A 22,056-nucleotide genomic window follows, 5' to 3' on the forward strand; every position below is an offset into this window, starting at 1 on the left:
AATAGGGCGGTGTTAGAATGGGCTTGAACATGAGCAAATGGACAGGCATGGTATTAATGACAGCCATGGGTACGACGTTGCTGGCAGGCTGCAGCTCCACTCCAGAGAAGACTACAGGAGCAGCGGGTGTGACCGGCACACCAGACAACAAAGTAGTGACGATTCGCTTGTGGCACAACGATAAGAGCGAATTTATGAAACGCAAAATGGATGAGTTTAACGCTACGATTGGCAAAGAGCAGGGTATCAACCTGGAGTTTCGTGCGATGGGTAATGATTATGCGGATGCGCTGAAGGTTGCGTTGGCCGCAGATCAGGGACCTGAGCTGTATAAGTTCGTGGGTACGGTTAAGGACCCGTTCATCAATGCAGGCTGGATGCTTCCGCTTGAGGATTTTGCCAAAGCTCCTGAATTTCTAAAGGACTATAAAGATATGATTATTCCGGAATATAACACTTACAAAGGGAAGACCTATTCGGTTCCATTCGTAGTGATTACGACCAAAATGCTGTATAACAAGCGGTTATTTGAAAAAGCGGGGATCAAAGAAGTTCCGCAAACCTGGGATGAGGTTGTTTCGGCTGCGAAGAAAATTACAGCTGCTGGTGAAGGTAAGGAATATGGCTTTGGTACACATCTCAAGGATGTAGGCGCGATGGGTGGCAAGTGGTCAAATGCCGTTATGTTTGCTCCATCGGTTGGACATATGGGATATGATTTCCAGAAGGGTCAATACCGATTTATCGATTTTAAACCGATTCTGGAAAAAATTGTTCAAATGAAGCAGGACAAGAGCATTTTTCCTGGAGCTGAGGGGATGGCGATTGATAATTTACGAGCTCAGTTTGCTGAGGGACGTATTGGTATGATGATGGGCGCGAGCTGGGAAGTTACTAACTTAACTGACGCCTTAAAGCCAAAGGATGATTGGGGCGTTGCGCATGTACCGGTGTTGGACACAGCAAAGCGCTATAAAGAATATGCCCAAATCGGCGATTACCTCGTCTTTGGAGCAGCTGCCAAAAAAAATCCGGAAAAGAGCTTTATTGTTTATGAATATGTACACAGTAAGAAGTTCCAAAGGGATATGCACGAAGAAGGCGTAGATTTTATGGCAAATGCCAAAGCAATCGAAGGAGCAAAAACACCTGATAAGAAGGGGTGGAAGGAATTTTCTGATTTAAGCACCTCTTATTTCACCAAAACACCACCGGATGGAGCGATCAAGCTGGAGGGTGACACGTATCAGAATACGATTGGCAAAATTTTATCAGGCTCCGTAACCGATATTGGTAAAGAACTGGAAGGTCTGGACAAACGATACAACGATGCTTTGACACGGGCGATCAAGGATGGTTTTGATCTCGGTCCATTTAAGGACGGAGCTTGGGACACCACATTGAAACGATGACAGATGTTTGGCAGGAAAGGAGCAGCTTATGAAGACCGCAACATTGAAATACCGCCAAAGGTATGAGCATTCCATCGTGGGCAGAGTGCTCGGTAAAGATTCATTTCAAGCCTATCTGATGCTGCTGCCGATGCTGATCGGATTTGCGTTCTTTACGATTTATCCCATGCTGTGGCTGATGAAATGGGCATTTTATGATTATGATGGCATAACGACGGCCAAATTCATCGGACTAGATAATTTTGTAAGAGCCTTTACAAGAGATCCCAAATATTGGGAAGCACTGCTGAATACATTCATTATCGTTTTTGCCAAGCTAGCGATCGAATTTCCGTTGGCCTTATTCCTGGCGGTGCTGCTCAATAAGGGGACGCGAATCAATTCGATGTTCCGTACCGCTTTCTTTATGCCGACGATTATTAGTACAGCGGTTATCGGTCTGATTTTCTTCCTCATGTTCGAGCCTTACCAAGGTATCGTGAACCAGGTGTTTATCAAAACTGGACTCATGGACACCTCGATTGAATGGTTTGGTACGAAGGCACTTGCTAACACCATCATTGTCATTGCCAGTGTTTGGCACAATTTCGGAATTAATATGGTGTTCTTTCTAATGGGTATGCAGACGATACCTAACGAATTGTATGAATGTGCTGAAATCGATGGGGTAACCCGTTGGCAAAAGTTCATCTATATTACACTGCCGATGCTGGCGCCTATCATGAAAGTCTTATTGATGCTGGCGATCATTGGAAGCATGAAGATGGCCGACTTGGTACTCGTACTCACGAATGGACAGCCTGGCGGACAAACAGAAGTGGTCATGACCTATGTATTCAAATACTTCTTCTCCTACGGAGTATCCGATTCGATGAACCAGTTCGGTTATGCCTCTTCGCTTTCAGTCATTACGGGCATGGTGCTTGCTGTGATAACCGGATTGTATTATAAGCTGACCAAAAATGATTAAACCGTTTATTAGGAACCGAGGAGGTGCATTTGCTTCACATGAATACCCATAAGGCCATCTCTTCCACGATACTGTACACGGGGCTAAGTATACTCTTTGTTCTGACGTTATTTCCTATCTTGTATACGATGCTCTCATCCTTCAAGACCAATCTGGAGGTGATGTCCTCGGGCAGTTTGCTTCCAACCAGCTTCAGTGTTAAAAACTATGTGGATGCTTGGAAGCTGGGACATTTCGATTTGTATACGTGGAATAGTATTTATATGACATTTTTCATTGTAGTCGGCACTATTGTAACTTCGACCATGGGTGGATATGTGTTTTCCAGAGGGAAATTTCCCGGCAAAAATCTGATTTTTGTCATACTCGTATCTACGATGTTCATTTCTGCAGGTACCCTGTATCTGTATCCGCAACTGATCGTGGCCAAATTATTCCATCTCAACACGTCGCTGTGGGGAGTTATCATTATCAATATATTGGGCTTTAACATTACTCAGCTGTACATTGCCCGCAAATATATCGATACGATTTCTCCGGAAATTGATGAAGCAGCCAAGATGGACGGATGCAGTTTTTTCAGAATATTTTGGAATATGATTTTTCCTCTGATCAAGCCTTTGATTGCAACGATTGGCCTATTATCCTTCATGAATGCATGGAACGATTACTTGCTTCCTATGGTATTCACAATTGGCAACCCGAATAATTCGCCACTTGTGGTCGGTGTCGTTGCACTTAAGAGTCGAGGAGAAACAGTAAGCTCGTGGAATTTGATGCTGGCTGGAACGACCATGTCGATCATCCCTATGCTGGTCGTATATTTATTCTTGAATCGTTTCTTTATAGCAGGATTGACGAGTGGAGCTATTAAAGGCTAGTAAACCATACAATAATGATAGAAATGGGAGGAAAAATATTATGGCAGCAACAATAACAGGGATTATTCCCGCACTGGTGACACCCTTCGACAAGTATGGCAATTTGGTAAAGGATTCAGCTGAAAAGCTGTTGGAAAAGTATGTAGAGGAACGCGCAGATGGCCTATACATGCTTGGTTACACAGGCGAAGGCAGGCTGATGTCGGTAGCTGAGAGAAAAGAGTGGACAGAGATCGTGCTTGGTATTAATAACGGAAGGATACCGGTTATTGTCCATGTCGGCTATTCCAATGAAGAAGAAGCACTCGACTTAACCCGTCATGCGACGAAAGCAGGAGCATTTGCTGTGTCTTCGGTACCTTTATCCAATTCAGCTACGCTGCAAGAAAACGTGTTGTATTTTAAAAACCTGGCTGAAGCTTCCGATCTTCCTTTTTATATTTACTGGAATCAGGAGATTATTGATAATGAGACAGGAAAACGTGCAACTGCGGTGAAGCTTGTGGAAACGATGTCACAGGTCAGGAATTTTGCCGGTATTAAATATACGGACAGCAACTTCTATTACTTGGAGCGCATCAGAAAATATATGCCGGAGCTGAATCTGCTCACCGGTGTCGATACAATGGTTCAAGCAGGAGCACTGTTAGGTGCAGATGGAGCGATAGGTGCGCTGCAAAGTGTGACCTGCGGACATATGCGCGTCATGTGGGATGAATACAAGGCAGGTAATCTGGAAAAAGCACAAAAGCTGCAAATACAGGCAAACAACGTTTATGAAATGCTGGATCGTCCGGATGTTGGCGTGATTCCAGGTATTAAAGTGATCATGGAGCACGATGGAATTCCTGGCTTGCCTAAACTGCCAACACCACCGCTTACTGATCCTGTTATTATTAAGCAATTATTAGAAGTGTATGAAAGCAATATCGTAAATAAAGTGACAGCCAACTCATAATTCGATGCTGGAGTTTCGTATCGATTATATATCAGCAGCAGGAGGAATTTATGAAGCCGCAACCGTTAGCACATTGGGGATTGAACACGAGCAGACTCGTATTTGGATGTATGGGATTGGGCGGGGACTGGACTAATGGGCCTATCACCAAAGAACATGTACATCAAGCTGAACAAGTAACCGAGGCCGCTTTAGAAGCAGGTATTAGTATGTTCGATCATGCAGATATTTATCGGAGTGGCAAGGCTGAGCTCGTATTCGGGCAAATGCTGAAAGCTCGTCCTTCTTTACGGGATAATATGATTATTCAGTCCAAATGCGGCATTCGCTTCGCGGACGGTGATGTTCCGGGACGTTATGATTTTTCAAAACAATATATCCTGAATTCCGTCGAGGGAATTCTGAAGCGTCTCGGAATCGAGACTTTGGATATATTGCTGCTTCATCGTCCAGATCCATTGATGGAGCCAGACGAAGTTGCCGAAGTGATCGAATCCTTGTATACGTCAGGCAAGGTTAAACGATTCGGTGTATCCAACATGAGCGCAGGACAAATCCGTTTCCTGCAGCAGGCTTCATCGCAACCGTTCATCGTCAATCAGCTCGAAATAAGCCTTGCGCATCTGCATTTCCTTGATCAGGGGGTTCATATCAATCAGGAAGCTGGAACCAGCGTCAATTTTGCTGATGGTTTGTTGGAGCATTGCCATACAGAGCACATTCAGGTTCAGGCTTGGAGTCCGCTGGCCAAGGGTATATTTTCAGGGCAGCCCATTGACGGAGCGTCGGAAGCTGTTCGTCAAACAGCAGCGTTAGTGGCAAAGCTGGCACAGCAGAAGGAAACGTCACAGGAGGCGATTGTACTTGGTTGGCTGATGAGGCATCCATCTCGAATCCAGCCTGTCATCGGTACGACCAATCTGCAGAGGATTGTTGCCTGCCGAGATGCTGATCGTCAAGCAGATCTAATGACACGGGAAGAATGGTATCAGCTCTATGTCAGTGCCCGTGGCGTAAAATTACCTTAATAAGAGAGGAACTAACCATGACTATCACTAAAGGTATATGGCCAACAATGGTTACTCCATTCAAGGCAACCAAACAAATAGATTACGATGGGTTGGAGCGGTTGATCGAATGGTATATAGCGAAAGGCGTACATGGATTGTTTGCCGTATGCCTATCAAGCGAAATGTATCATCTCTCGTTAGCCGAACGTGTGCAGCTAGCGAAGTTTGTTAAGGAACAAGCAGGCAGCAGGGTACCGGTAGTTGCATCTGGCCATATTTCTTATTCGATAGAGGACCAAATCGAGGAAATTAAACAAATATCGGCTACGGGTGTGGATGCCTTCGTATTAAATGTGAATCGTTTGGCTACTGCCTACGAATCTGCAGAGGTTTTTAAACAAAATGTCGAGACCATCCTGACTAATGTGCCGCATATTAAGTTTGGACTTTACGAATGCCCGGTTCCATACAAACGCTCCTTAACACCCGAATTACTGAAATGGTGTGCGGATACGAGCCGATTTTATTTCCTGAAGGATACTGAAGGTGTCCCGGCGCATATGAAAGCCAAGCTGGAAGCCGTGAAAGGCACACAGCTGCAAATCTTTAATGCAGAATCGGCAACACTATTAAGTTCCTTAGAACAAGGTGCGTCAGGTTATAGTGGAATTATGGCCAACTTCCAACCTGATTTATATGTCAGACTGTTTGATCTTTACGCAACGAATCCGGAGCAAGCGAGACGATTGCAAAATTATATCGGAATGTCTTCCGCCATGGGACGTGTGCTCTATCCGGCAGGCTCCAAATATTATCTGCAATTGGAAGGCTTGGAAATTTTATTGGATGGACGTACGGTCAGTAAGGAGCTTTTTAATGTATATATGAAGCAGGAGATTGAACAATTAAGATTGTCGGATAATGAATTGCGAAATCAGATTAAATCGATATAAATAGTCACATTAAATATGAAAAGGTTGATCTCACATTGTTGATGATCAGCCTTTTTTTTATTTTCATGTAGAGAAACCTGAAGTTGGGGACAATAATATACGATCCGGTATTTGCCAAAAAGGATTTGTTTTATTATTGCATAGATTACATTAAAATAATCCTTATTTCATCTGTAATTTTACATTATTTCTGTCATGAGGATTTGTTATAATGATCAGATGCTTTAGAAACTTACATGACTTGACGAGGCAGGTGACCTGAATGTATAAACGAAGCTTATTTATCAAATTGTTAGTTTGGTCACTTCTGGCCACGACCATTCCTTTTATATGCTCCAACTTAATTTCATACAGATCAACCTCAGCTACACTTCAGGCGAACATGATCGAGCTGAATCGGAAAACGATGAGTATTGGCATGGAAAACGTCAAAAAATATTTAGAGGAATTAAATCAATTATCGGTATCCTGGTACTACGATCAAAACCTGATGGAGTACCTTTGGCTGGAAAAAACGAATTTTCAGCAGGATATGTATATCGACCGTCAAGTGGCTTATTTAATGTACAGTCGGCCTGAAATTAAAGTAGTCAATTTTCATAGTGGGATAAGTGGACAAAAATATGCAAAGTTTAATTATTCAGTCTTGAGTATTCCCCAACAACTGCAGCTTCCATCCGATCACAAAGAATCATGGGATAACCTTCGTGCTTATGAGATGCAGCAGCTGAATGGCAACCGTTATTTAACCATTAATAAAAAGCTTATTGATTATCCGAAGCCTAATGTGCTGGGGCTGCTGTCCATGTATATTTCGTTAGACGAGATTGGACGTTTAAGCAGACAGCTATTCGATCCGGGTCAAGAGTCGCTATTTATGTTTATGAATGGCAGCGGAGAGCTTATGTATACGTCAAGAGAAGCATTGGATGCATCTGCTATACAGCAATCAGAGCTTGGTTTGAATATACAAGATGAGCAGCCGGGTTATCAATACGGTGAATATAACGGAAAAAAGGGAGTATTCATCATCGTTAACGATACGTTTTATGAGATGCCACTTACCATGATCAAATTTATTCCTTCGGATTTCATTAACCAGGCGGCCCAAAAAACGTTGGACCAATCTATTGCGATCCAGTTTATAGCGCTTGCATTCATTCTATTGTTTACATTCATCATATCCTACTCCACAATTACGCCAATTAAAAGGCTGATTCGCAATATGACCCGAGTGGAAATCGGACAGTTCGATGTCGAAGAATTCAAGACCCGAGAGGACGAAATCGGCATTCTCGAGCTTCGTTTTCAAACGATGGTTCGCAATTTGAAGGAAATGATTATTCGGGAGTACGAACAGCGCATTGAAATCTCAACGGCCCAGCTAAAAATGCTGCAGGCGCAAATCAATCCGCATTTTTTATATAATACACTGCAATCGATTGGTACCGTAGCACTCCGTCATGGGGTCGAGGAAATTAACGATAAAATATTTCAGCTCGGGTCAATCTTGAGGTACAGCATGGATTTCAATACGGAAACCGTTTACTTGCAGCAGGAAATCGAGCATATCGAGGATTACCTATCGCTTCAGGAAAACAGGTTCAAACACAAGCTATCATACACCATACACAGTGAGTCGGCCGCGCTGAAAGTGAGGGTTCCCAAAATGATTTTGCAGCCGCTCGTGGAGAACAGCATTATTCATGGCATCGAAAGCGGGACAGGCATGGGTACCATTCATTTGGACATGGCGCTGGATTCTGGATGGTTGACCATTCACATTACAGACAATGGAAAAGGGATGGATTATAACGAAATCGAACAGGTTCAGCTGCGCTTTAACGAACCTAACGTTTACAAACGAGAGGAAGGTGGCATTGGTCTCATCAATGTGCTGCAGCGATTACGGCTCAAATATGGAGATCAATTTAAGTGGCATATCACCAGTACACCCTATGACAAAACGGAAATTAGTTTGATTATTCCGATCCAGGAGGACCTATAGTATGAATGTATTAATTGTCGATGATGAAGAGCACGTTAGAGAGGCAATTGACCTGTCAGTCGATTGGGAGAAATTTGGTGTTACTGGCAGGTATATGGCTGAGAACGGGATAGAAGCGCTCGAATGCTTGAAGACCTATAAGCCTGCTGTCATGTTCTGTGATATGAGGATGCCTCAGATGAATGGGATTGAGCTGCTCCAAAAAATAAAGGAGGAAGGCTACGATACGCATGTTATTGTGATCAGCGGCTATGACGATTTTGAATACACCCGCGCAACGATCAAGGCCAAGGGAGTCGATTATATATTAAAGCCGTTTCGCAGAAAAGATGTAGAAGATGCTCTGCAAAAGGCCATTCAGGTTTGGAAGGAACACTCGGACTCGAAGCAAACCGAAATGGAAAGAGGATATATGGTACGGAAAGCGGATGCCCTGCTGGACGAAAAAAAGCTTGCCTCCTACTTCCGCGGGGAGATTCCTTTATCCCCATCCGTACGCAAAATATTTGAGAAAACGGGTCTGCCCGAGCAATCGATCAAAATCGCCCTCATACTCCCCAAAAACCGAAAACGTATTCTGGATCAGCGCTTTATGATGGATGACGATTTGTTCACGTATGCGGTCGGCAATATTGCCCAATATGCGCTGGGCAGCCACTTCGCCCATTATCTCTGTAGACTGGATGACTACCAATGGCTGCTGCTTATGGGTGGAGATACTTGGGGATCGAACGAGGATGATTACAAGTTTTATGTGGATCGGTTGATGCGGGCATGGAAACAAACGATTCAACTCGATGTAATGGTTGGCTCGAACAGAGGGTTTGCCGATTTAACACACATTCATAAAGTTATAGGAGACGCAAGGAATACGCTCTTAAATGGTGATGTGCTGTCAGAGGGGGCTCATCCATCTGCTAAAGCGCCGCACGAGCTGCCATCTTTGATGAACGAGTTATTTTTGCTGAAAAAAGTAATAGAAACGGGCAACAAAGCGTTTGCCACAGATCTCCTGAACAAGTACACAGACGCTTTAAGGCAAAGAGGAGCATTGCTGCTTAAGGAACTTCAGGTTTGCACGATGGAAGCGAATTTACTGCTTGGCCGCTGTAAGCAATTGGTCCAAAATCAGACGGATGATGTGCAGGTCCCGTATATGCCACTGTGGATTAACGATTTGGATGAATGGGAGAAGGTACTCGTAGATCAAGTCCACACTTTAATAGAAGGTTTGAATCCGCTTACCTCATCAAGTAGAAGTATGGCGGACATTAAAGATTATTTGGACACGCATTTTTATGAGGACATTTCATTAACATTTTTAGCCGAGCAATTTCATTTTAGCCCACAATATATATCCAAGAAGTTCAAAGATACTTACCATACAACGGTTGTAAGCTATTTAACTGATTTAAAAATGGAACGGGCCAAAGCTCTGCTGGAAGGAACGACACTTTCCATAGCCGATATCGCCAATCAACTCGGATACGATGATGAGAATTATTTTAGTAAAGTGTTTAAAAAACAGGTCGGCGTGTCGCCGTTTCCGTATCGTAAAGAAAATGAGATTAAATAATTACCTTTTTCAGCGCGTATATTCCATGCCCGACGAAGTCATAATTCTTTACAATAAGGATAGTTCAACAATGAATTGAAGAACACTTAGGAGGAGTCTTAGATGAGAAAATGGATGTCCACAGTGACCGCTACCGCTTTGATGGTTACCATCCTGGCAGGATGTGCCGGGGGGGAGGAAGCCCCCAAAACAAGCGCGTCGTCCCAGCAAAGTACAGGTCCGAAGATTACGCTCAAGCTGATTCAGGGTAAAGTGGAAGTTACCGATCAAATCAAACAAATGGCAGCCGATTACACGAAGGATAATCCCAACGTAACGATCGATGCCCAGGTCGTACGGGATTTGGATACGATGCTGAAAACGAGATTTGCTTCCGGGGATGAGCCGGACGTATTTTTCACCAAAAGCTTCAGCGGTGTAAAGGACTGGAGTGAAAGACTGCTTGATTTGTCAGGCGAGCCATGGATGAACCAAGTGATGGAGTCTGCAATGCCCGGGATGACCATTGGCGGCAAGAAATACGGTTTCCCAACAGCTATGGAAGGTTATGGATTTATTTACAATAAAGACTTGTTTGCCAAGGCCGGTATTGACAAGGTGCCAACCACTTTGACAGAGCTCAAGCAGATGAATGAAAAGTTAAAGGCGGCTGGAATTCCCTCTTATGCCGAAGCATACAAAGAAGGATTTGTATTGGGGCGCAACCTGTTCAACCTGCCATTCGCTTATGCCAAGGATTCGACGGATTTAATTGGCAAGATTAACGGAGGCACAGCAAAAGTACAAGACGTTCCGCTGATGGATAACTTTTTTGATGTATTGGACATGACTGTCAAATATGGAAAAGGTGTTGAGTCTGTGGGTGTTAGCTATGATAACCAGGTTGCTGACTTTTCATCCGGCAAAACGGCTATGATGCAGCAAGGGGTGTGGACGATCGATTTGATCACAAAAGTGAACCCGAATCTTAATATCGGTATGTTCGCGATTCCATTAACCGACAACCCAAGCGATACCAAACTTCCAGTAGGGATTCCTACTTACTATGTAATCAACAAAAATTCCAAGCAAGTCGAGGAATCGAAGAAGTTTCTGATTTGGCTGCATAAGAATGGTCAAAAATATTTGGTCGATTCGATGCATCTGATCCCGGCCTTTAAGGATATGAAGGCGACCAAGGAATTGGGTCCGCTCGCAGCTGATATGAACACGTATGTTGAGAAAAATCAAACGATTCCTTGGGCATATTCGTTGTGGCCTGCCGGGATGGATGTGCAATTCACGAAAGCGCTGCAAGCTTACGTCGGAGGTCAGTTAACCAAAGAGAAAACGCTGGAAGAAATTCAGAAAATGTGGACCACTGCGGTGAAAAAATAAATAAAATCAAGGGGTCAGCCCATGCATCCATACCCGTCATATTGAGGCAAAACGGCATGGGCTGATCGTTTAAACGGGAGAAGAGGAGTATTCTTCATGTCGCGAATGAGAACCAGAAAATTATTGATATATATCGCCTTTGTCTCCCCGGCTGTTCTTTTTTTCGCTTTGTTCATTTTGCTGCCTTTTATTAGAGCCATTATTTTCTCCTTCCAGGATTGGAACGGGATCAGCAGTGAAATCAAGTGGGCCGGATGGAGCAATTACAAACGACTGCTGGAAGATACAGAGCATATGAAATCATTTATCTTTACGATGAAGTATGTTTTCGTCAGTACGATATTGGTGAACTTGGTCGGATTTGCTCTTGCATTTGTACTTAATATGGCACTTAAAACAAAAAATGCATTAAGAACCGTATTTTTTCTGCCACACGTGATGGGGTCGCTTGTGATCGGTTTCATCTGGCAGTTTATTATTACACAAGGCTTTCCGCAAATTGCGAGCCTAACGGGAATCGAGATTTTTCAAAAAAACTGGCTCAGTATACCGGAGTACGCTTTCTGGTCACTGATCCTGGTGAGTGTGTGGCATTACGCTGGTTATCTGATGGTCATCTATCTTGCTGCGCTGCAAGGAATTCCTACCGATCTGTTGGAGGCCGCTCAAATTGATGGTGCTAATCGCTGGCATCGGCTTCAGAAGATCATTATTCCACTGATTATGCCAGCCATTACCGTATGTCTCTTTCTAGCGATTTCACACGGGTTCAAGGTGTTCGATCTGAACTTCGCGTTGACGAAAGGCGGACCTTACGGAACGACGGAATCGCTCGCTCTGCATATTTATCTGGACGCCTTCACTAAAAATGAATACACGTATGCTTCGGCTAAAGCCGTTGTGTTCTTTGTCATCTTGGCATCTGTTACCGTAGTTCAAGTGTTTGTTATGAAGCGCAAGGAGGTGGAAATGTAATGAAAGAACAATATAATCTCGGCAAGTTCGTGATAGAGCTGTTCATGATCATCCTGGCCGTACTGTTCTTTTTTCCACTGTATTTGACATTTGTTAACGGCTTTAAAAAGTACAACGAAGTGATGGCCTCAACAGCGTCGCTGCCCGAATCTTTTCAATTTTCCAATTTCGTTACCGTATGGCATCAAATTCATTTTCCGGGTGTATTTGCGAACTCCTTGATCATTACAGTAGCAAGCGTCATGGGTATATTGCTCATCAGCTCTGCCGCCGCATACCAATTGGTGAGAAGTCCCGGTATTGTCAGTCATGTGATTTTTTTGGTCATCTTGTCCTCGTTGGTTATTCCTTTTCAATCGATGATGATTCCGCTTGTGAAGGTAGCCAAGGATTTCCATCTGATTAATTCGCTATACGGCATGATCTTGATGTATCTGGGATTCGGCACACCACTCGCCTTGTTTCTTTATCACGGCTTTGTCAAAGGGATCCCCATTGAATTGGAGGAAGCTGCGACCATTGACGGCAGCAGCACGGTCGGCGTATTTTTCCGTATCTTACTTCCGCTGCTTGCTCCGATCACGACGACGATTGCGATTTTGCATACATTATGGATTTGGAATGACTTTCTGCTGCCGTTCATCATGCTAAGCGCAAAGGCTAATCAAACGATTCCACTCGCAACGTATGTATATTTCGGTGAATATACGAACCAATGGCATTTGGCGTTGGCGGCGCTCACGTTGGCTATTGTTCCGATCATTATTTTCTTTTTGGTTATGCAGAGATATATTATTCAAGGCATTACGGCGGGAGCTGTAAAAGGCTAAAGAATAACAATAAGGATAGGTATAGGGAGGCGTCACCATATGACAAACATACGAATAGGCGTTATCGGCTGTGGAGCCATTGCAAGAAGAAGGCATTTACCTGAGTATGCCTACCAGCCCAATGTTGAAATCGTGGCGGTTGCCGACACGAATCAGGAACGTGCAGAAGAAATGGCCGCTCTATATGGAGCCAATGCCTATACGGATTATCGCGAACTGCTTCAGCACGAAGGCTTGGATGCTGTCAGCGTATGCTTGCCTAACGCGCTGCATGCACCAGTAAGCATAGCTGCTATGGAAGCGGGCAAGCATGTTCTATGCGAGAAGCCAATGGCTATCTCCATTGCGGAAGCGAGCGCGATGATTGCAGCCTCGGAGACAACCGGCAAGCTCCTGATGATCGGGCATAACCAGCGTCTCATGCTGCCTCATGTTAAAGCCAAAGAAATATTGGACAGCGGTGTTCTTGGACGAGTTCTGACGTTCCGTACCTCGTTTGGACATGGTGGTCCTGAAACGTGGAGCATAGAAGGACCCGGAGGCTGGTTTTTCCAAAAAAAGCTCGCCTTTATCGGAGCCATGGGTGATCTGGGCGTTCATAAGACGGATCTCATCCGTTTCCTTCTGGGAGAGGAGATCGTCGAGGTAGGAGCATTTGTCGGCACGCTGCAAAAGCAAGATACGGATGTTGACGATAACGCTGTATGTGTGCTCAAAAGCGAGAACGGCATCATCGGGACGCTGGCTGCCAGCTGGACTTATAAGGCCAAGGAAGATAACAGCACAGTACTGTATTGCGAGAACGGTATTTTGCGACTGATTGAGGATGCTACCTACAACGTCATCATTGATTTTAATAATGGCGAAAGAGTACTTCACCAGATGGGAAAAGTCGCCACGAATGATAAGCAAACCGAGAGCGGTATCGTCCGTACCTTCATCCATCATATCGCTACGAATACAAAACCTACGATTTCCGGTGAAGAAGGCTTGAAATCGTTGAAGATTATACTTGCCGCATTAGAATCGGCAGAGACCGGGACCATAGTGCGCGTGCAATAACGAAACCCACATAAAAAGGAGCAGGGAATGATGATAAGAAAACCGGTCATTGGCGTTACATTGGGAGATGCAGCAGGCATCGGTCCTGAATTGGTAGTCAAGGTTCTGCAAATCGCAGATGTTCGCAATTTGGCAACATGGGTATTGATTGGTGACGAACGTGTACTTAACCAAGGACAAAAGGATGCGGGTCAAACACTGTCCTATCGTAATATTCAAAACATTGAACAAATCGATAACAAAGATGAGCTGTATTTCATCGATTTGCATAACTTATCAACGGATGCTTATACACAGGGCCAATTATCTGTCGATTCCGGCAAAGCGACTGGCGAAACGTTGACGTATGCCTTAAAGCTTGCTCAACAGAAAAAGTTGGATGGATTCGTATTCGCACCTATTAATAAGGCAGCGCTGCATAGCGGGGGCTTTCATTTTCAGGATGAGCTTCATTTCTTCGCTTCCTTGCTGGATTGCAAAGAAGGATTTAGCGAAATTAATGTATTAGGCGATCTATGGTTCACTCGGGTAACCTCACATGTGCCGTTGAAAGAAGTCAGTGGTCTTGTTAAGAAAGAACGCGTAGGCAGAATCATTCGTTTTGCCCAACAAACTTTATTGAATGCAGGCTTTGAGAACCCAAGAATTGCAGTAGCCGCACTGAATCCGCATGCAGGTGACAATGGCTTGTTGGGCATGGAAGAAATTGAAGAAATCCAACCGGCAATCAAGGAAGCACAGGAACAAGGTATTCAAGTGGATGGACCGTATCCGGCAGACACGATTTTCCTACGTTTAAAAACGAATCCTTTTGATTGCTTAGTCAGCATGTATCACGATCAAGCTCAAACCGGGATGAAACTGATGGGCTTCAATAAAGGAGTTACGGTCAGCGGTGGTTTGCCTGTTATTATTACAACCCCTGCTCACGGAACCGCTTTTGATATTGCAGGTCAAGGCATTGCCGACCCAGGAGCGACAGAGCAGGCGATGAAGCTGGCCGTCAAATTGGCAGGATTCTGATCGGAGGCGTAATTCAAATGAAATTGCCACGGATGGTCCGTATCAAACAGCATTTTACAGGACCGGCTGTTAAGGACATCGAGGAAGAAGTCAGACATCAAATCAGTCTTGTTGGATTGGAATCGAAAATAACGCCTGGCATGCGGATTGCCATAACGGCAGGAAGCCGGGGGATTGCCAATATTGCTTTAATTATCAAGTCCTTTGTGGTGAATTTACAGCTGCTTGGAGCCAAGCCTTTTATTATTCCTGCTATGGGCAGCCACGGTGGGGCAACAGCTGAGGGCCAAATCAAAGTGCTTGAAAGCCTCGGTGTAACTGAAGCTTATTGCGGGGCTCCGATTCTCTCTTCGATGGAGGTGGTGCAGATCGGTGAAACAGAACGAGGCGTTCCGGTTTATATCGATCGTCATGCCTCTGAAGGCGATGGTGTGATCCTTATCGGCAGAGTGAAGGTGCATACCGACTTCAAATCCCCAATCGGTATCGAAAGCGGCATTATGAAGATGGCTGCCATCGGACTTGGCAAGCATAAGCAGGCGCTTGCCTTGCACAATTACGGCATTCAGGGCATACGCGATTATATGCCTGAAGTGTCGCGAGTCGTTTTTAATAAAGCGAATATTTTGTGCGGTGTCGCCATTGTGGAAAATGCGCATGAACAAACGGCGGTAATCGAGGCGATCCCAACCGAGCTTATTGAAGAGCGGGAGCGGGAGCTGCTCAAATTGTCGGCATCCTTGATGCCCAAGCTTCCGATTCAGGAGCTGGATGTGCTGCATGTCGATAGAATCGGCAAAAATTATAGTGGAACCGGCATGGACACGAATATTATTGGCAAAATGCGAATTCTCGGCGAGGAAGAACCTGAGTTTCCCAAGATCAAGTATGTCATCGCCGGGGATCTGAGTGACGAATGCCAAGGGAACGCGTTAGGTATTGGTCTGGCCGATATCACGACCAAACGGTTGTTTGACAAAATAGACTTTCATAAAATGAATGAAAACGTCATTACGAGCACCTTTCTTCATCGGGCGATGATTCCTATTATTTTGGACAATGATTTGGAAGCGATGAGAACCGCATTGCGCTGCAGCTGGGGTGTTGTGCCAGAGCACGCACGGGTCATCCGTATTCCCAATACGCTTGATATTGAATTCATGTATGTTTCCGAAGCGCTGCTGCCGGAAATTCGCGCATTGGATCATGTTGAGATTGTTGGTGATGTAACCGAAATGCAGTTTGACGTTAACGGGATTTTCCTCAATTAGTGTCTGAATCGAGTTGTTGGAGGGTATATAGCTTGGATAAAATTAGAGTCATTCAAATCGGTGCCGGAAGATTCGGAGAATCATGGTTGAAAGTTCTTAGTGAGTATGATCAAGTAGAGCTGGTCGCTGTTGTCGACGTCGTTCCAGACAATTTATTGAAAGCTGGTGCCATTACCAACCTGCCAGAACATCAGCTTTTCAATAGTCTTGAGACTGCTTCGCAAGCGGTGAACGCGGACATGGTTCTGATCGTCACACCTCCCAAAACACATAAAAATTTGGCACTGCAGGCGCTGCAGGCTGGGTACCATGTCATGCTGGAGAAGCCGCTGACGCACACCTTTGAAGAAGCTATGGAGCTTCATCAAGAAAGTAAGAAGTATGACAAGAAAGTGATGATAAGTCAAAATTATCGTTGGAGACCCCAGATCCAAACTTTAAAAAGACTGATTCGAGAGGAAACCGTAGGTAAAATCGGTTATATCGAATACGACTTTAGAAAAGCAGTCAAATTCGGAGGCTGGCGGGATGAGATGAAGGAGATTTTGTTGGAGGATATGTCTCTTCATCACTTTGATATTATGAGATTTTTATTGGATAAAGAGCCTGTAGATGTGTATTCACAAAGCTTTCGACCGGATTGGAGCTGGTTCAGCGGAAATCCATCGGCAGGCGTCATGATTGGTTTTGAAAACGATATTCAAGTTCATTATTTTGGCAGCTGGGTGAGTAGAGGCAGGGAAACGACCTGGAATGGGGATATCCGAATTTGTGGAGATTTGGGATGTATCGAAATGACCAACGATGAAATTTATATTTGGAAGGAAGAGGAGTCTGAGCCTACAGCAGTGGAGTTAGATGTAATGCCGCATGGGGACAGATTGTCATCTCTGAACGATTTGGTCGATTCTATTCGTAATCATCGAGCTCCTGCGACCTCCATTTCAGATAATATTAACAGCTTTGCGCTTACATGCGCAGCCATTCAATCCACACAAGAGGGCAAAAAAATAATGATGAACGAATTTTATCAATAAGAAAGTAGGTAAAACTGCGATGAAACTTGGTGTGTTTCTAAAGTTATTCCGAACTCGTTCATTTGAAGACGCTGTGGCACACGTAGCAAGGCAGGGTGTCCAAACGATAGAAATAGCTACTGGCGGATACGTAGGCAACCAGCATATGAAACCGAAGGAAGTGCTGGGAAATCCGGAGGAAATCAATAAAATAAAAAAAGTGCTTGAGGACAATCAAGTCACGATCAGTGCATTAAGCTGCCATGGCAATCCGCTGCATCCCGATAAACAAATTGCAGATCAGCACCATGAAGATTTTATCAATACAATTTTACTTGCCAAGGAGCTTGGTGTAGACACGGTCGTTAATTTTTCGGGATGTCCGGGTGAATCGGAACACTCGCTGCGTTCTGTGTGGGTCACATGTCCTTGGCCAACGGATTTTCTCGATACTTTAACATGGCAATGGGAGCAAAAAGTGATTCCATATTGGGAGAAGATGGGCCAATATGCGAGGGATAACGGAATCAAGATCGCAGTGGAGCCTCATCCGGGCTTTGTTGTCTACAATACAGAGACCGCTATACGACTGTGTGAAGCTGCCGGTAAGAACGTTGGAATCAATTACGATCCTAGTCATTTGTTTTGGCAAGGGATGGACCCGATTGCTTGCATTTACAGCTTCGGTCATCGTATTTATCATTTTCATGCCAAAGATACCGAGATTTTCAAACGTAATAATGAACTCAACGGCGTGCTGGATACGAAGTCTTACAAGGATGTCGTTAATCGTTCGTGGGCGTTTCGTACGGTTGGATATGGTCATGGACAGCAGTTATGGAAGGAAATGTTCAGCGCATTACGCACTGTTGGTTATAGTGGTGCAATCAGTATCGAGCATGAAGATGGGATCATGTCCACACAGGAAGGTTTTCACAAAGCGGTGAAATTTTTAAAAGAGGTCATGATTACCGAGACTGCTGGTGAGATGTATTGGGCTAAATAGACCCACCACAGTTGGAGCTGGATAGTTACAGGAGGATGAGTAGCTTGGATATTACAGAAAATATGCATCGCGCTGTCATGATGAAAAAGAAGGATAATGTGGCTATGGCTTTGGGAGACATCCCTGCTGGAGCTGCGGTTGAGCTGCGCGTCGAGGATATCCATTTTACGGTTACGATGCGCGACTCCATTGCTTTCGGGCATAAGTTTGCCGTTCGACCGATTTCCATAGAGGAAGATATTGTTAAGTACGGTGAAGTCATTGGCATGGCGAACCGGATTATTCAGGTAGGCGAGCATGTACATGTCCACAATCTGGACGGCAAAAGAGGCAGGGGGGATCAACATGGAGCTTAATTCAAAATTTTGGGGTTATCGTCGCAAGGATGGAAGTGTAGGCGTTCGCAATCATGTACTGATCTTACCAACGATTGTTTGCGCCACACAAACAGCTAACCGCATCACAGATTTGGTGCAAGGCACTGTATCCTTTATTCACCAGCACGGCTGTGCCCAGGTAGGCGTGGATTACGAGCAAACCTTCCGCACCTACGTAGGCATTGGAAGCAATCCGAACGTGTATGGAGTTGTTGTACTTGGACTCGGTTGTGAAACGCATCAGGGTCGGAGCGTAGCCAATGAGATCGCCAAGCAAACAGGGAAACCGGTCGAGCTTGTATCGATTCAGGAAAATGGCGGCACTCTGATGACCATTGCCAGAGGGGCACAGATCGCTGCCAGAATGGTTCAGGAAGCATCGATGCAGCGCCGGGTAGAATGCGACATCAGCGAGCTGATCGTTGCAACGGAGTGCGGCGGATCGGATGCATGCTCCGGCTTATCGGCCAATCCGGCTGTCGGCGTCGTCAGCGATATGATTGTTGACGGAGGCGGCACCGCGATTTTGGCGGAAACCTCTGAAATTATCGGAGCCGAGCATCTGCTGGCGAGTCGTGCCGTTGACGACAGAGTTGCTAAACGGGTGTATGAGGTTATCGAAGCGATGGAGAGCAAAGCGACCCTGATGGGCGTTGATATCCGTACGGGTAATCCTACTCCAGGCAACATCGAGGGGGGTCTTAGCTCGTTGGAGGAGAAGTCGCTTGGAGCCGCCGCCAAAGCGGGTACTCGCCCTCTACAAGAGCTTATTAATTACGCTGAGCATCCAACCAAGAAGGGCCTTGTTTGGATGGATACACCAGGACAGGACATCGAACAGCTCACCGGTATGGTCGCCGGTGGTGCTCAGGTTATTTTATTCACCAGCGGTCGAGGAACGCCTACAGGCTCACCGATAGCTCCGGTCATCAAAATTGCAACGAACAGCCGCATGTTTGAAACGATGGCCGATAACATGGATATGAATGCAGGAACGATTATTGAAGGAAAAGAAACGGTACAAGAGGTTGGCCGTCGAATTTATGACGAGGTGCTGATGGTATCGGATGGAAAATGGACGAAGTCGGAAATTTTGAAGCAGTACGATTTTGGGATTAACCGTATCGGTCCTACTTTTTAATTACGATCAGAAAGGAGAAGCCTATGAATAAAGTAAAAGTAGCTATACTCGGATCAGGCAACATTGGAACTGACTTGATGTATAAGCTGGAACGAAGCGATGTTCTGGAGCTGACCGCGTTGATCGGTATTGATCCTGCCTCCGAAGGCTTGCAAAGAGCGCGGTCCCTCGGCTATACCACCTATGATAACGGGATACAGGCCATTGTGGATCATCCGGATCTGGCTGATATTGTATTTGACGCAACATCGGCTAAGGCTCACGTACGTCACGCCAAGGTACTGCAGCAATTGGGAATAACGGCCATTGATCTGACCCCGGCAGCTCGTGGTCCGTTTTTAAGCCCGGTAGTCAATTTCCAGGACCATCTTCATGCTCCTAACGTCAACCTCATTACCTGCGGTGGACAAGCGACGATTCCGATTGTTCATGCTATTAACAGCGTGGCCGACGTCTATTATGCGGAAATTGTCGCTACCATTTCCAGTAAAAGCGCGGGTCCCGGCACTCGGGCCAATATCGACGAATTTACGAACACAACTCGCCGTGGAATTGAGGAAGTCGGAGGCGCCGATCGGGGTAAAGCAATTATTATCTTAAATCCGGCGAATCCACCGATTATGATGAGAAATACCGTTTACTGCCAAGTGAAAAATATGGACCAGGCTGCTATCAGCCAATCGGTTCATGACATGGTGGCCAGAGTCAAGGAATACGTTCCAGGCTATCGTCTCAAGCAGGAGCTGCTGTTTGATGAAGATAAAGTAACGATTTTCCTCGAGGTTGAGGGAGCCGGTGATTATTTCGAATCGTATGCCGGTAATCTGGACATCATGACAGCTACTGCTGTCCGCATCGGTGAAGAATTTGCCCGTCATCGGTTGTCCGGAGCTCTGTTAGAGGAAGGAGGGAAACGGATTGAAGCGTAACAGCACAGAATCGATTCAAATAACCGAAGTGTGTCTAAGAGACGGCAGTCATGCGGTTGCTCATCAATTCACCGTCGAACAGGTTCGAGCAGTTACCCATGCTTTGGATGATGCGGGCATGCATTATATAGAAGTGAGTCATGGTGATGGTTTGGGTGGTTCAACACTTCAGTATGGACGTTCGCTTGTTGATGAAATGAAGCTTATCGAGACGGCGGTAGAGCAATGCAAGCAAGCGCAGATTGCCGTACTGCTCATTCCCGGTATCGGGACTGTACAGGAATTGAAGCAGGCTCACTCGATAGGAGCTAAGCTGGTGCGAGTCGCAACACATGTAACAGAGGCAGATGTTTCCGCGCAGCATCTTCATGTTGCTCGCGAGCTGGGTATGGAAGCGATTGGCTTTCTCATGATGGCTCACTCTGCACCTGTCGAAGTTCTTGTTGAGCAGGCCAAGCTGATGGAAAGCTATGGGGCTCAGGCTGTATATGTGACCGATTCCGCAGGTGCGATGCTGCCTCAAGACGTCAGAGAAAGAGTCAAAGCGCTGCGGGGTGCTTTGTCTTGTGAAATCGGTTTTCACGCACATAATAATCTTTCACTTGCTGTAGCTAATACACTTGTCGCGATTGAAGAAGGTGCGACCCGTATCGACAGCAGTACCCGCTGTCTCGGAGCAGGGGCTGGTAATACGCAGACGGAAGCTCTGATAGCCGTCCTTCAGCGTATGGATATGCACCTGGGTATCGATTTGTACAAGATGATGGATCTTGCCGAGGATGTAGTCGCACCGATCATGCATCGTGTGCCAGAGATCAATAAGGGAAGCTTGGCCATGGGCTATGCCGGTGTGTATTCCAGCTTTCTGCTCCATGCAGAAAGAGCTGGCAAACGGTTCGACGTCGATCCACGCGACATTCTGATGGAATTGGGTCGTTGCAAAGCGGTTGGCGGGCAGGAAGACATGATTCTCGATGTGGCAGCCAGCTTACGTAAATAATTGGACACTGTAAGCATATTTGAATTGTCTTAATGTCTAACAGAATCGAATTATGGATATAAATGTAAGAAAAGCCTCTAATCGAAGCCTATTCGGTGAAGATACATCCGTGTTTTAAATGTAGCTTTTCTTGCAATATCAGAATATTCAGCTCCGCTGAAAACTTTTAAATTCTGATATTATAAAAAAGGCTCTCCTTTGTTGGAGGCCACTGAAAAACTTGCGCTTTTAATTAATTGAAGGCATGCTTCAAATCAAAAAGGCGATATTCCGTTCAATTT

General features: G+C 45.3%; 20 protein-coding genes. All 20 read left to right on the plus strand.

Annotated features, from left to right (window positions below):
* Positions 1 to 29: 29 nt before the first annotated feature.
* The 20 genes from BK127_RS27135 (at position 30) to dmpG (ending at position 21,775) form a co-directional block, all read left to right on the plus strand.
* Positions 30 to 1,412 carry an ABC transporter substrate-binding protein gene (locus BK127_RS27135; protein ID WP_179097618.1) on the plus strand — a complete coding sequence of 461 codons (1,383 nt, stop codon included), beginning with the start codon at positions 30 to 32 and terminating at the stop codon, positions 1,410 to 1,412.
* Between the two features lie 28 nt (positions 1,413 to 1,440).
* A complete protein-coding gene (locus BK127_RS27140; RefSeq protein ID WP_076234905.1) occupies positions 1,441 to 2,382 on the plus strand; it encodes a carbohydrate ABC transporter permease in 942 nt (313 codons plus the stop codon).
* A 38-nt stretch (positions 2,383 to 2,420) separates the two neighbouring features.
* A complete protein-coding gene (locus BK127_RS27145; RefSeq protein ID WP_076234907.1) occupies positions 2,421 to 3,263 on the plus strand; it encodes a carbohydrate ABC transporter permease in 843 nt (280 codons plus the stop codon).
* Between the two features lie 40 nt (positions 3,264 to 3,303).
* Positions 3,304 to 4,221 carry a dihydrodipicolinate synthase family protein gene (locus BK127_RS27150; RefSeq protein WP_076234909.1) on the plus strand — a complete coding sequence of 306 codons (918 nt, stop codon included), beginning with the start codon at positions 3,304 to 3,306 and terminating at the stop codon, positions 4,219 to 4,221.
* A 50-nt stretch (positions 4,222 to 4,271) separates the two neighbouring features.
* Positions 4,272 to 5,249 carry an aldo/keto reductase gene (locus tag BK127_RS27155; protein ID WP_076234911.1) on the plus strand — a complete coding sequence of 326 codons (978 nt, stop codon included), beginning with the start codon at positions 4,272 to 4,274 and terminating at the stop codon, positions 5,247 to 5,249.
* 17 nt (positions 5,250 to 5,266) lie between these two features.
* Positions 5,267 to 6,184 (plus strand): dihydrodipicolinate synthase family protein, encoded by a 918-nt coding sequence (locus BK127_RS27160; RefSeq protein ID WP_076234913.1) that lies wholly within the window; start codon positions 5,267 to 5,269, stop codon positions 6,182 to 6,184.
* Between the two features lie 262 nt (positions 6,185 to 6,446).
* Entirely contained in the window at positions 6,447 to 8,192 is a 1,746-nt protein-coding gene (locus tag BK127_RS27165; protein WP_076234915.1) for a sensor histidine kinase, read from the plus strand.
* A gap of 1 nt (position 8,193) precedes the next feature.
* Positions 8,194 to 9,768, plus strand: a complete 1,575-nt coding sequence (locus BK127_RS27170) for a response regulator transcription factor (RefSeq protein WP_076234917.1) — start codon at positions 8,194 to 8,196, stop codon at positions 9,766 to 9,768.
* A gap of 102 nt (positions 9,769 to 9,870) precedes the next feature.
* Positions 9,871 to 11,145 carry an ABC transporter substrate-binding protein gene (locus BK127_RS27175; RefSeq protein WP_076234919.1) on the plus strand — a complete coding sequence of 425 codons (1,275 nt, stop codon included), beginning with the start codon at positions 9,871 to 9,873 and terminating at the stop codon, positions 11,143 to 11,145.
* A 105-nt stretch (positions 11,146 to 11,250) separates the two neighbouring features.
* Positions 11,251 to 12,120 carry a carbohydrate ABC transporter permease gene (locus BK127_RS27180; RefSeq protein WP_256711472.1) on the plus strand — a complete coding sequence of 290 codons (870 nt, stop codon included), beginning with the start codon at positions 11,251 to 11,253 and terminating at the stop codon, positions 12,118 to 12,120.
* A complete protein-coding gene (locus tag BK127_RS27185) occupies positions 12,120 to 12,950 on the plus strand; it encodes a carbohydrate ABC transporter permease (protein ID WP_076234923.1) in 831 nt (276 codons plus the stop codon). Before BK127_RS27180 ends, BK127_RS27185 begins: the two co-directional genes overlap by 1 nt.
* A gap of 39 nt (positions 12,951 to 12,989) precedes the next feature.
* Positions 12,990 to 14,012 (plus strand): Gfo/Idh/MocA family protein, encoded by a 1,023-nt coding sequence (locus BK127_RS27190; RefSeq protein WP_076234926.1) that lies wholly within the window; start codon positions 12,990 to 12,992, stop codon positions 14,010 to 14,012.
* Positions 14,013 to 14,042: 30 nt separating this feature from the next.
* On the plus strand, positions 14,043 to 15,035 hold the full coding sequence (locus BK127_RS27195) for a 4-hydroxythreonine-4-phosphate dehydrogenase PdxA (protein ID WP_083689618.1): 993 nt from the start codon (positions 14,043 to 14,045) through the stop codon (positions 15,033 to 15,035).
* 17 nt (positions 15,036 to 15,052) lie between these two features.
* Positions 15,053 to 16,306: a nickel pincer cofactor-dependent isomerase, group 22 gene (locus tag BK127_RS27200; protein WP_076234931.1), complete on the plus strand. Its 1,254-nt coding sequence runs from the start codon at positions 15,053 to 15,055 to the stop codon at positions 16,304 to 16,306.
* A 32-nt stretch (positions 16,307 to 16,338) separates the two neighbouring features.
* Positions 16,339 to 17,343, plus strand: a complete 1,005-nt coding sequence (locus BK127_RS27205) for a Gfo/Idh/MocA family protein (RefSeq protein ID WP_076234934.1) — start codon at positions 16,339 to 16,341, stop codon at positions 17,341 to 17,343.
* 19 nt (positions 17,344 to 17,362) lie between these two features.
* Entirely contained in the window at positions 17,363 to 18,328 is a 966-nt protein-coding gene (locus BK127_RS27210; RefSeq protein WP_076234936.1) for a sugar phosphate isomerase/epimerase family protein, read from the plus strand.
* 44 nt (positions 18,329 to 18,372) lie between these two features.
* Entirely contained in the window at positions 18,373 to 18,684 is a 312-nt protein-coding gene (locus BK127_RS27215; RefSeq protein ID WP_305954328.1) for a UxaA family hydrolase, read from the plus strand.
* On the plus strand, positions 18,674 to 19,846 hold the full coding sequence (locus BK127_RS27220) for a UxaA family hydrolase (RefSeq protein ID WP_076234939.1): 1,173 nt from the start codon (positions 18,674 to 18,676) through the stop codon (positions 19,844 to 19,846). The genes BK127_RS27215 and BK127_RS27220 overlap by 11 nt, the downstream gene beginning before the upstream one ends.
* Before the next feature lie 23 nt (positions 19,847 to 19,869).
* Complete coding sequence (locus BK127_RS27225; protein WP_076234941.1) at positions 19,870 to 20,775, plus strand: acetaldehyde dehydrogenase (acetylating); 906 nt, start codon at positions 19,870 to 19,872, stop codon at positions 20,773 to 20,775.
* Positions 20,765 to 21,775 (plus strand): 4-hydroxy-2-oxovalerate aldolase, encoded by a 1,011-nt coding sequence (gene dmpG / locus BK127_RS27230; RefSeq protein ID WP_076234944.1) that lies wholly within the window; start codon positions 20,765 to 20,767, stop codon positions 21,773 to 21,775. Before BK127_RS27225 ends, dmpG begins: the two co-directional genes overlap by 11 nt.
* Positions 21,776 to 22,056 lie beyond the last annotated feature (281 nt).

This window comes from Paenibacillus sp. FSL H7-0331, assembly GCF_001956045.1.

Bases quoted from the DNA above. Each gene is read 5' to 3' on its own strand.
- BK127_RS27135 (WP_179097618.1), top strand. From the start codon at position 30: ATGAGCAAATGGACAGGCATGGTATTAATGACAGCCATGGGTACGACG.
- BK127_RS27140 (WP_076234905.1), top strand. From the start codon at position 1,441: ATGAAGACCGCAACATTGAAATACCGCCAAAGGTATGAGCATTCCATC.
- BK127_RS27145 (WP_076234907.1), top strand. From the start codon at position 2,421: ATGAATACCCATAAGGCCATCTCTTCCACGATACTGTACACGGGGCTA.
- BK127_RS27150 (WP_076234909.1), top strand. From the start codon at position 3,304: ATGGCAGCAACAATAACAGGGATTATTCCCGCACTGGTGACACCCTTC.
- BK127_RS27155 (WP_076234911.1), top strand. From the start codon at position 4,272: ATGAAGCCGCAACCGTTAGCACATTGGGGATTGAACACGAGCAGACTC.
- BK127_RS27160 (WP_076234913.1), top strand. From the start codon at position 5,267: ATGACTATCACTAAAGGTATATGGCCAACAATGGTTACTCCATTCAAG.
- BK127_RS27165 (WP_076234915.1), top strand. From the start codon at position 6,447: ATGTATAAACGAAGCTTATTTATCAAATTGTTAGTTTGGTCACTTCTG.
- BK127_RS27170 (WP_076234917.1), top strand. From the start codon at position 8,194: ATGAATGTATTAATTGTCGATGATGAAGAGCACGTTAGAGAGGCAATT.
- BK127_RS27175 (WP_076234919.1), top strand. From the start codon at position 9,871: ATGAGAAAATGGATGTCCACAGTGACCGCTACCGCTTTGATGGTTACC.
- BK127_RS27180 (WP_256711472.1), top strand. From the start codon at position 11,251: ATGAGAACCAGAAAATTATTGATATATATCGCCTTTGTCTCCCCGGCT.
- BK127_RS27185 (WP_076234923.1), top strand. From the start codon at position 12,120: ATGAAAGAACAATATAATCTCGGCAAGTTCGTGATAGAGCTGTTCATG.
- BK127_RS27190 (WP_076234926.1), top strand. From the start codon at position 12,990: ATGACAAACATACGAATAGGCGTTATCGGCTGTGGAGCCATTGCAAGA.
- BK127_RS27195 (WP_083689618.1), top strand. From the start codon at position 14,043: ATGATAAGAAAACCGGTCATTGGCGTTACATTGGGAGATGCAGCAGGC.
- BK127_RS27200 (WP_076234931.1), top strand. From the start codon at position 15,053: ATGAAATTGCCACGGATGGTCCGTATCAAACAGCATTTTACAGGACCG.
- BK127_RS27210 (WP_076234936.1), top strand. From the start codon at position 17,363: ATGAAACTTGGTGTGTTTCTAAAGTTATTCCGAACTCGTTCATTTGAA.
- BK127_RS27220 (WP_076234939.1), top strand. From the start codon at position 18,674: ATGGAGCTTAATTCAAAATTTTGGGGTTATCGTCGCAAGGATGGAAGT.
- BK127_RS27225 (WP_076234941.1), top strand. From the start codon at position 19,870: ATGAATAAAGTAAAAGTAGCTATACTCGGATCAGGCAACATTGGAACT.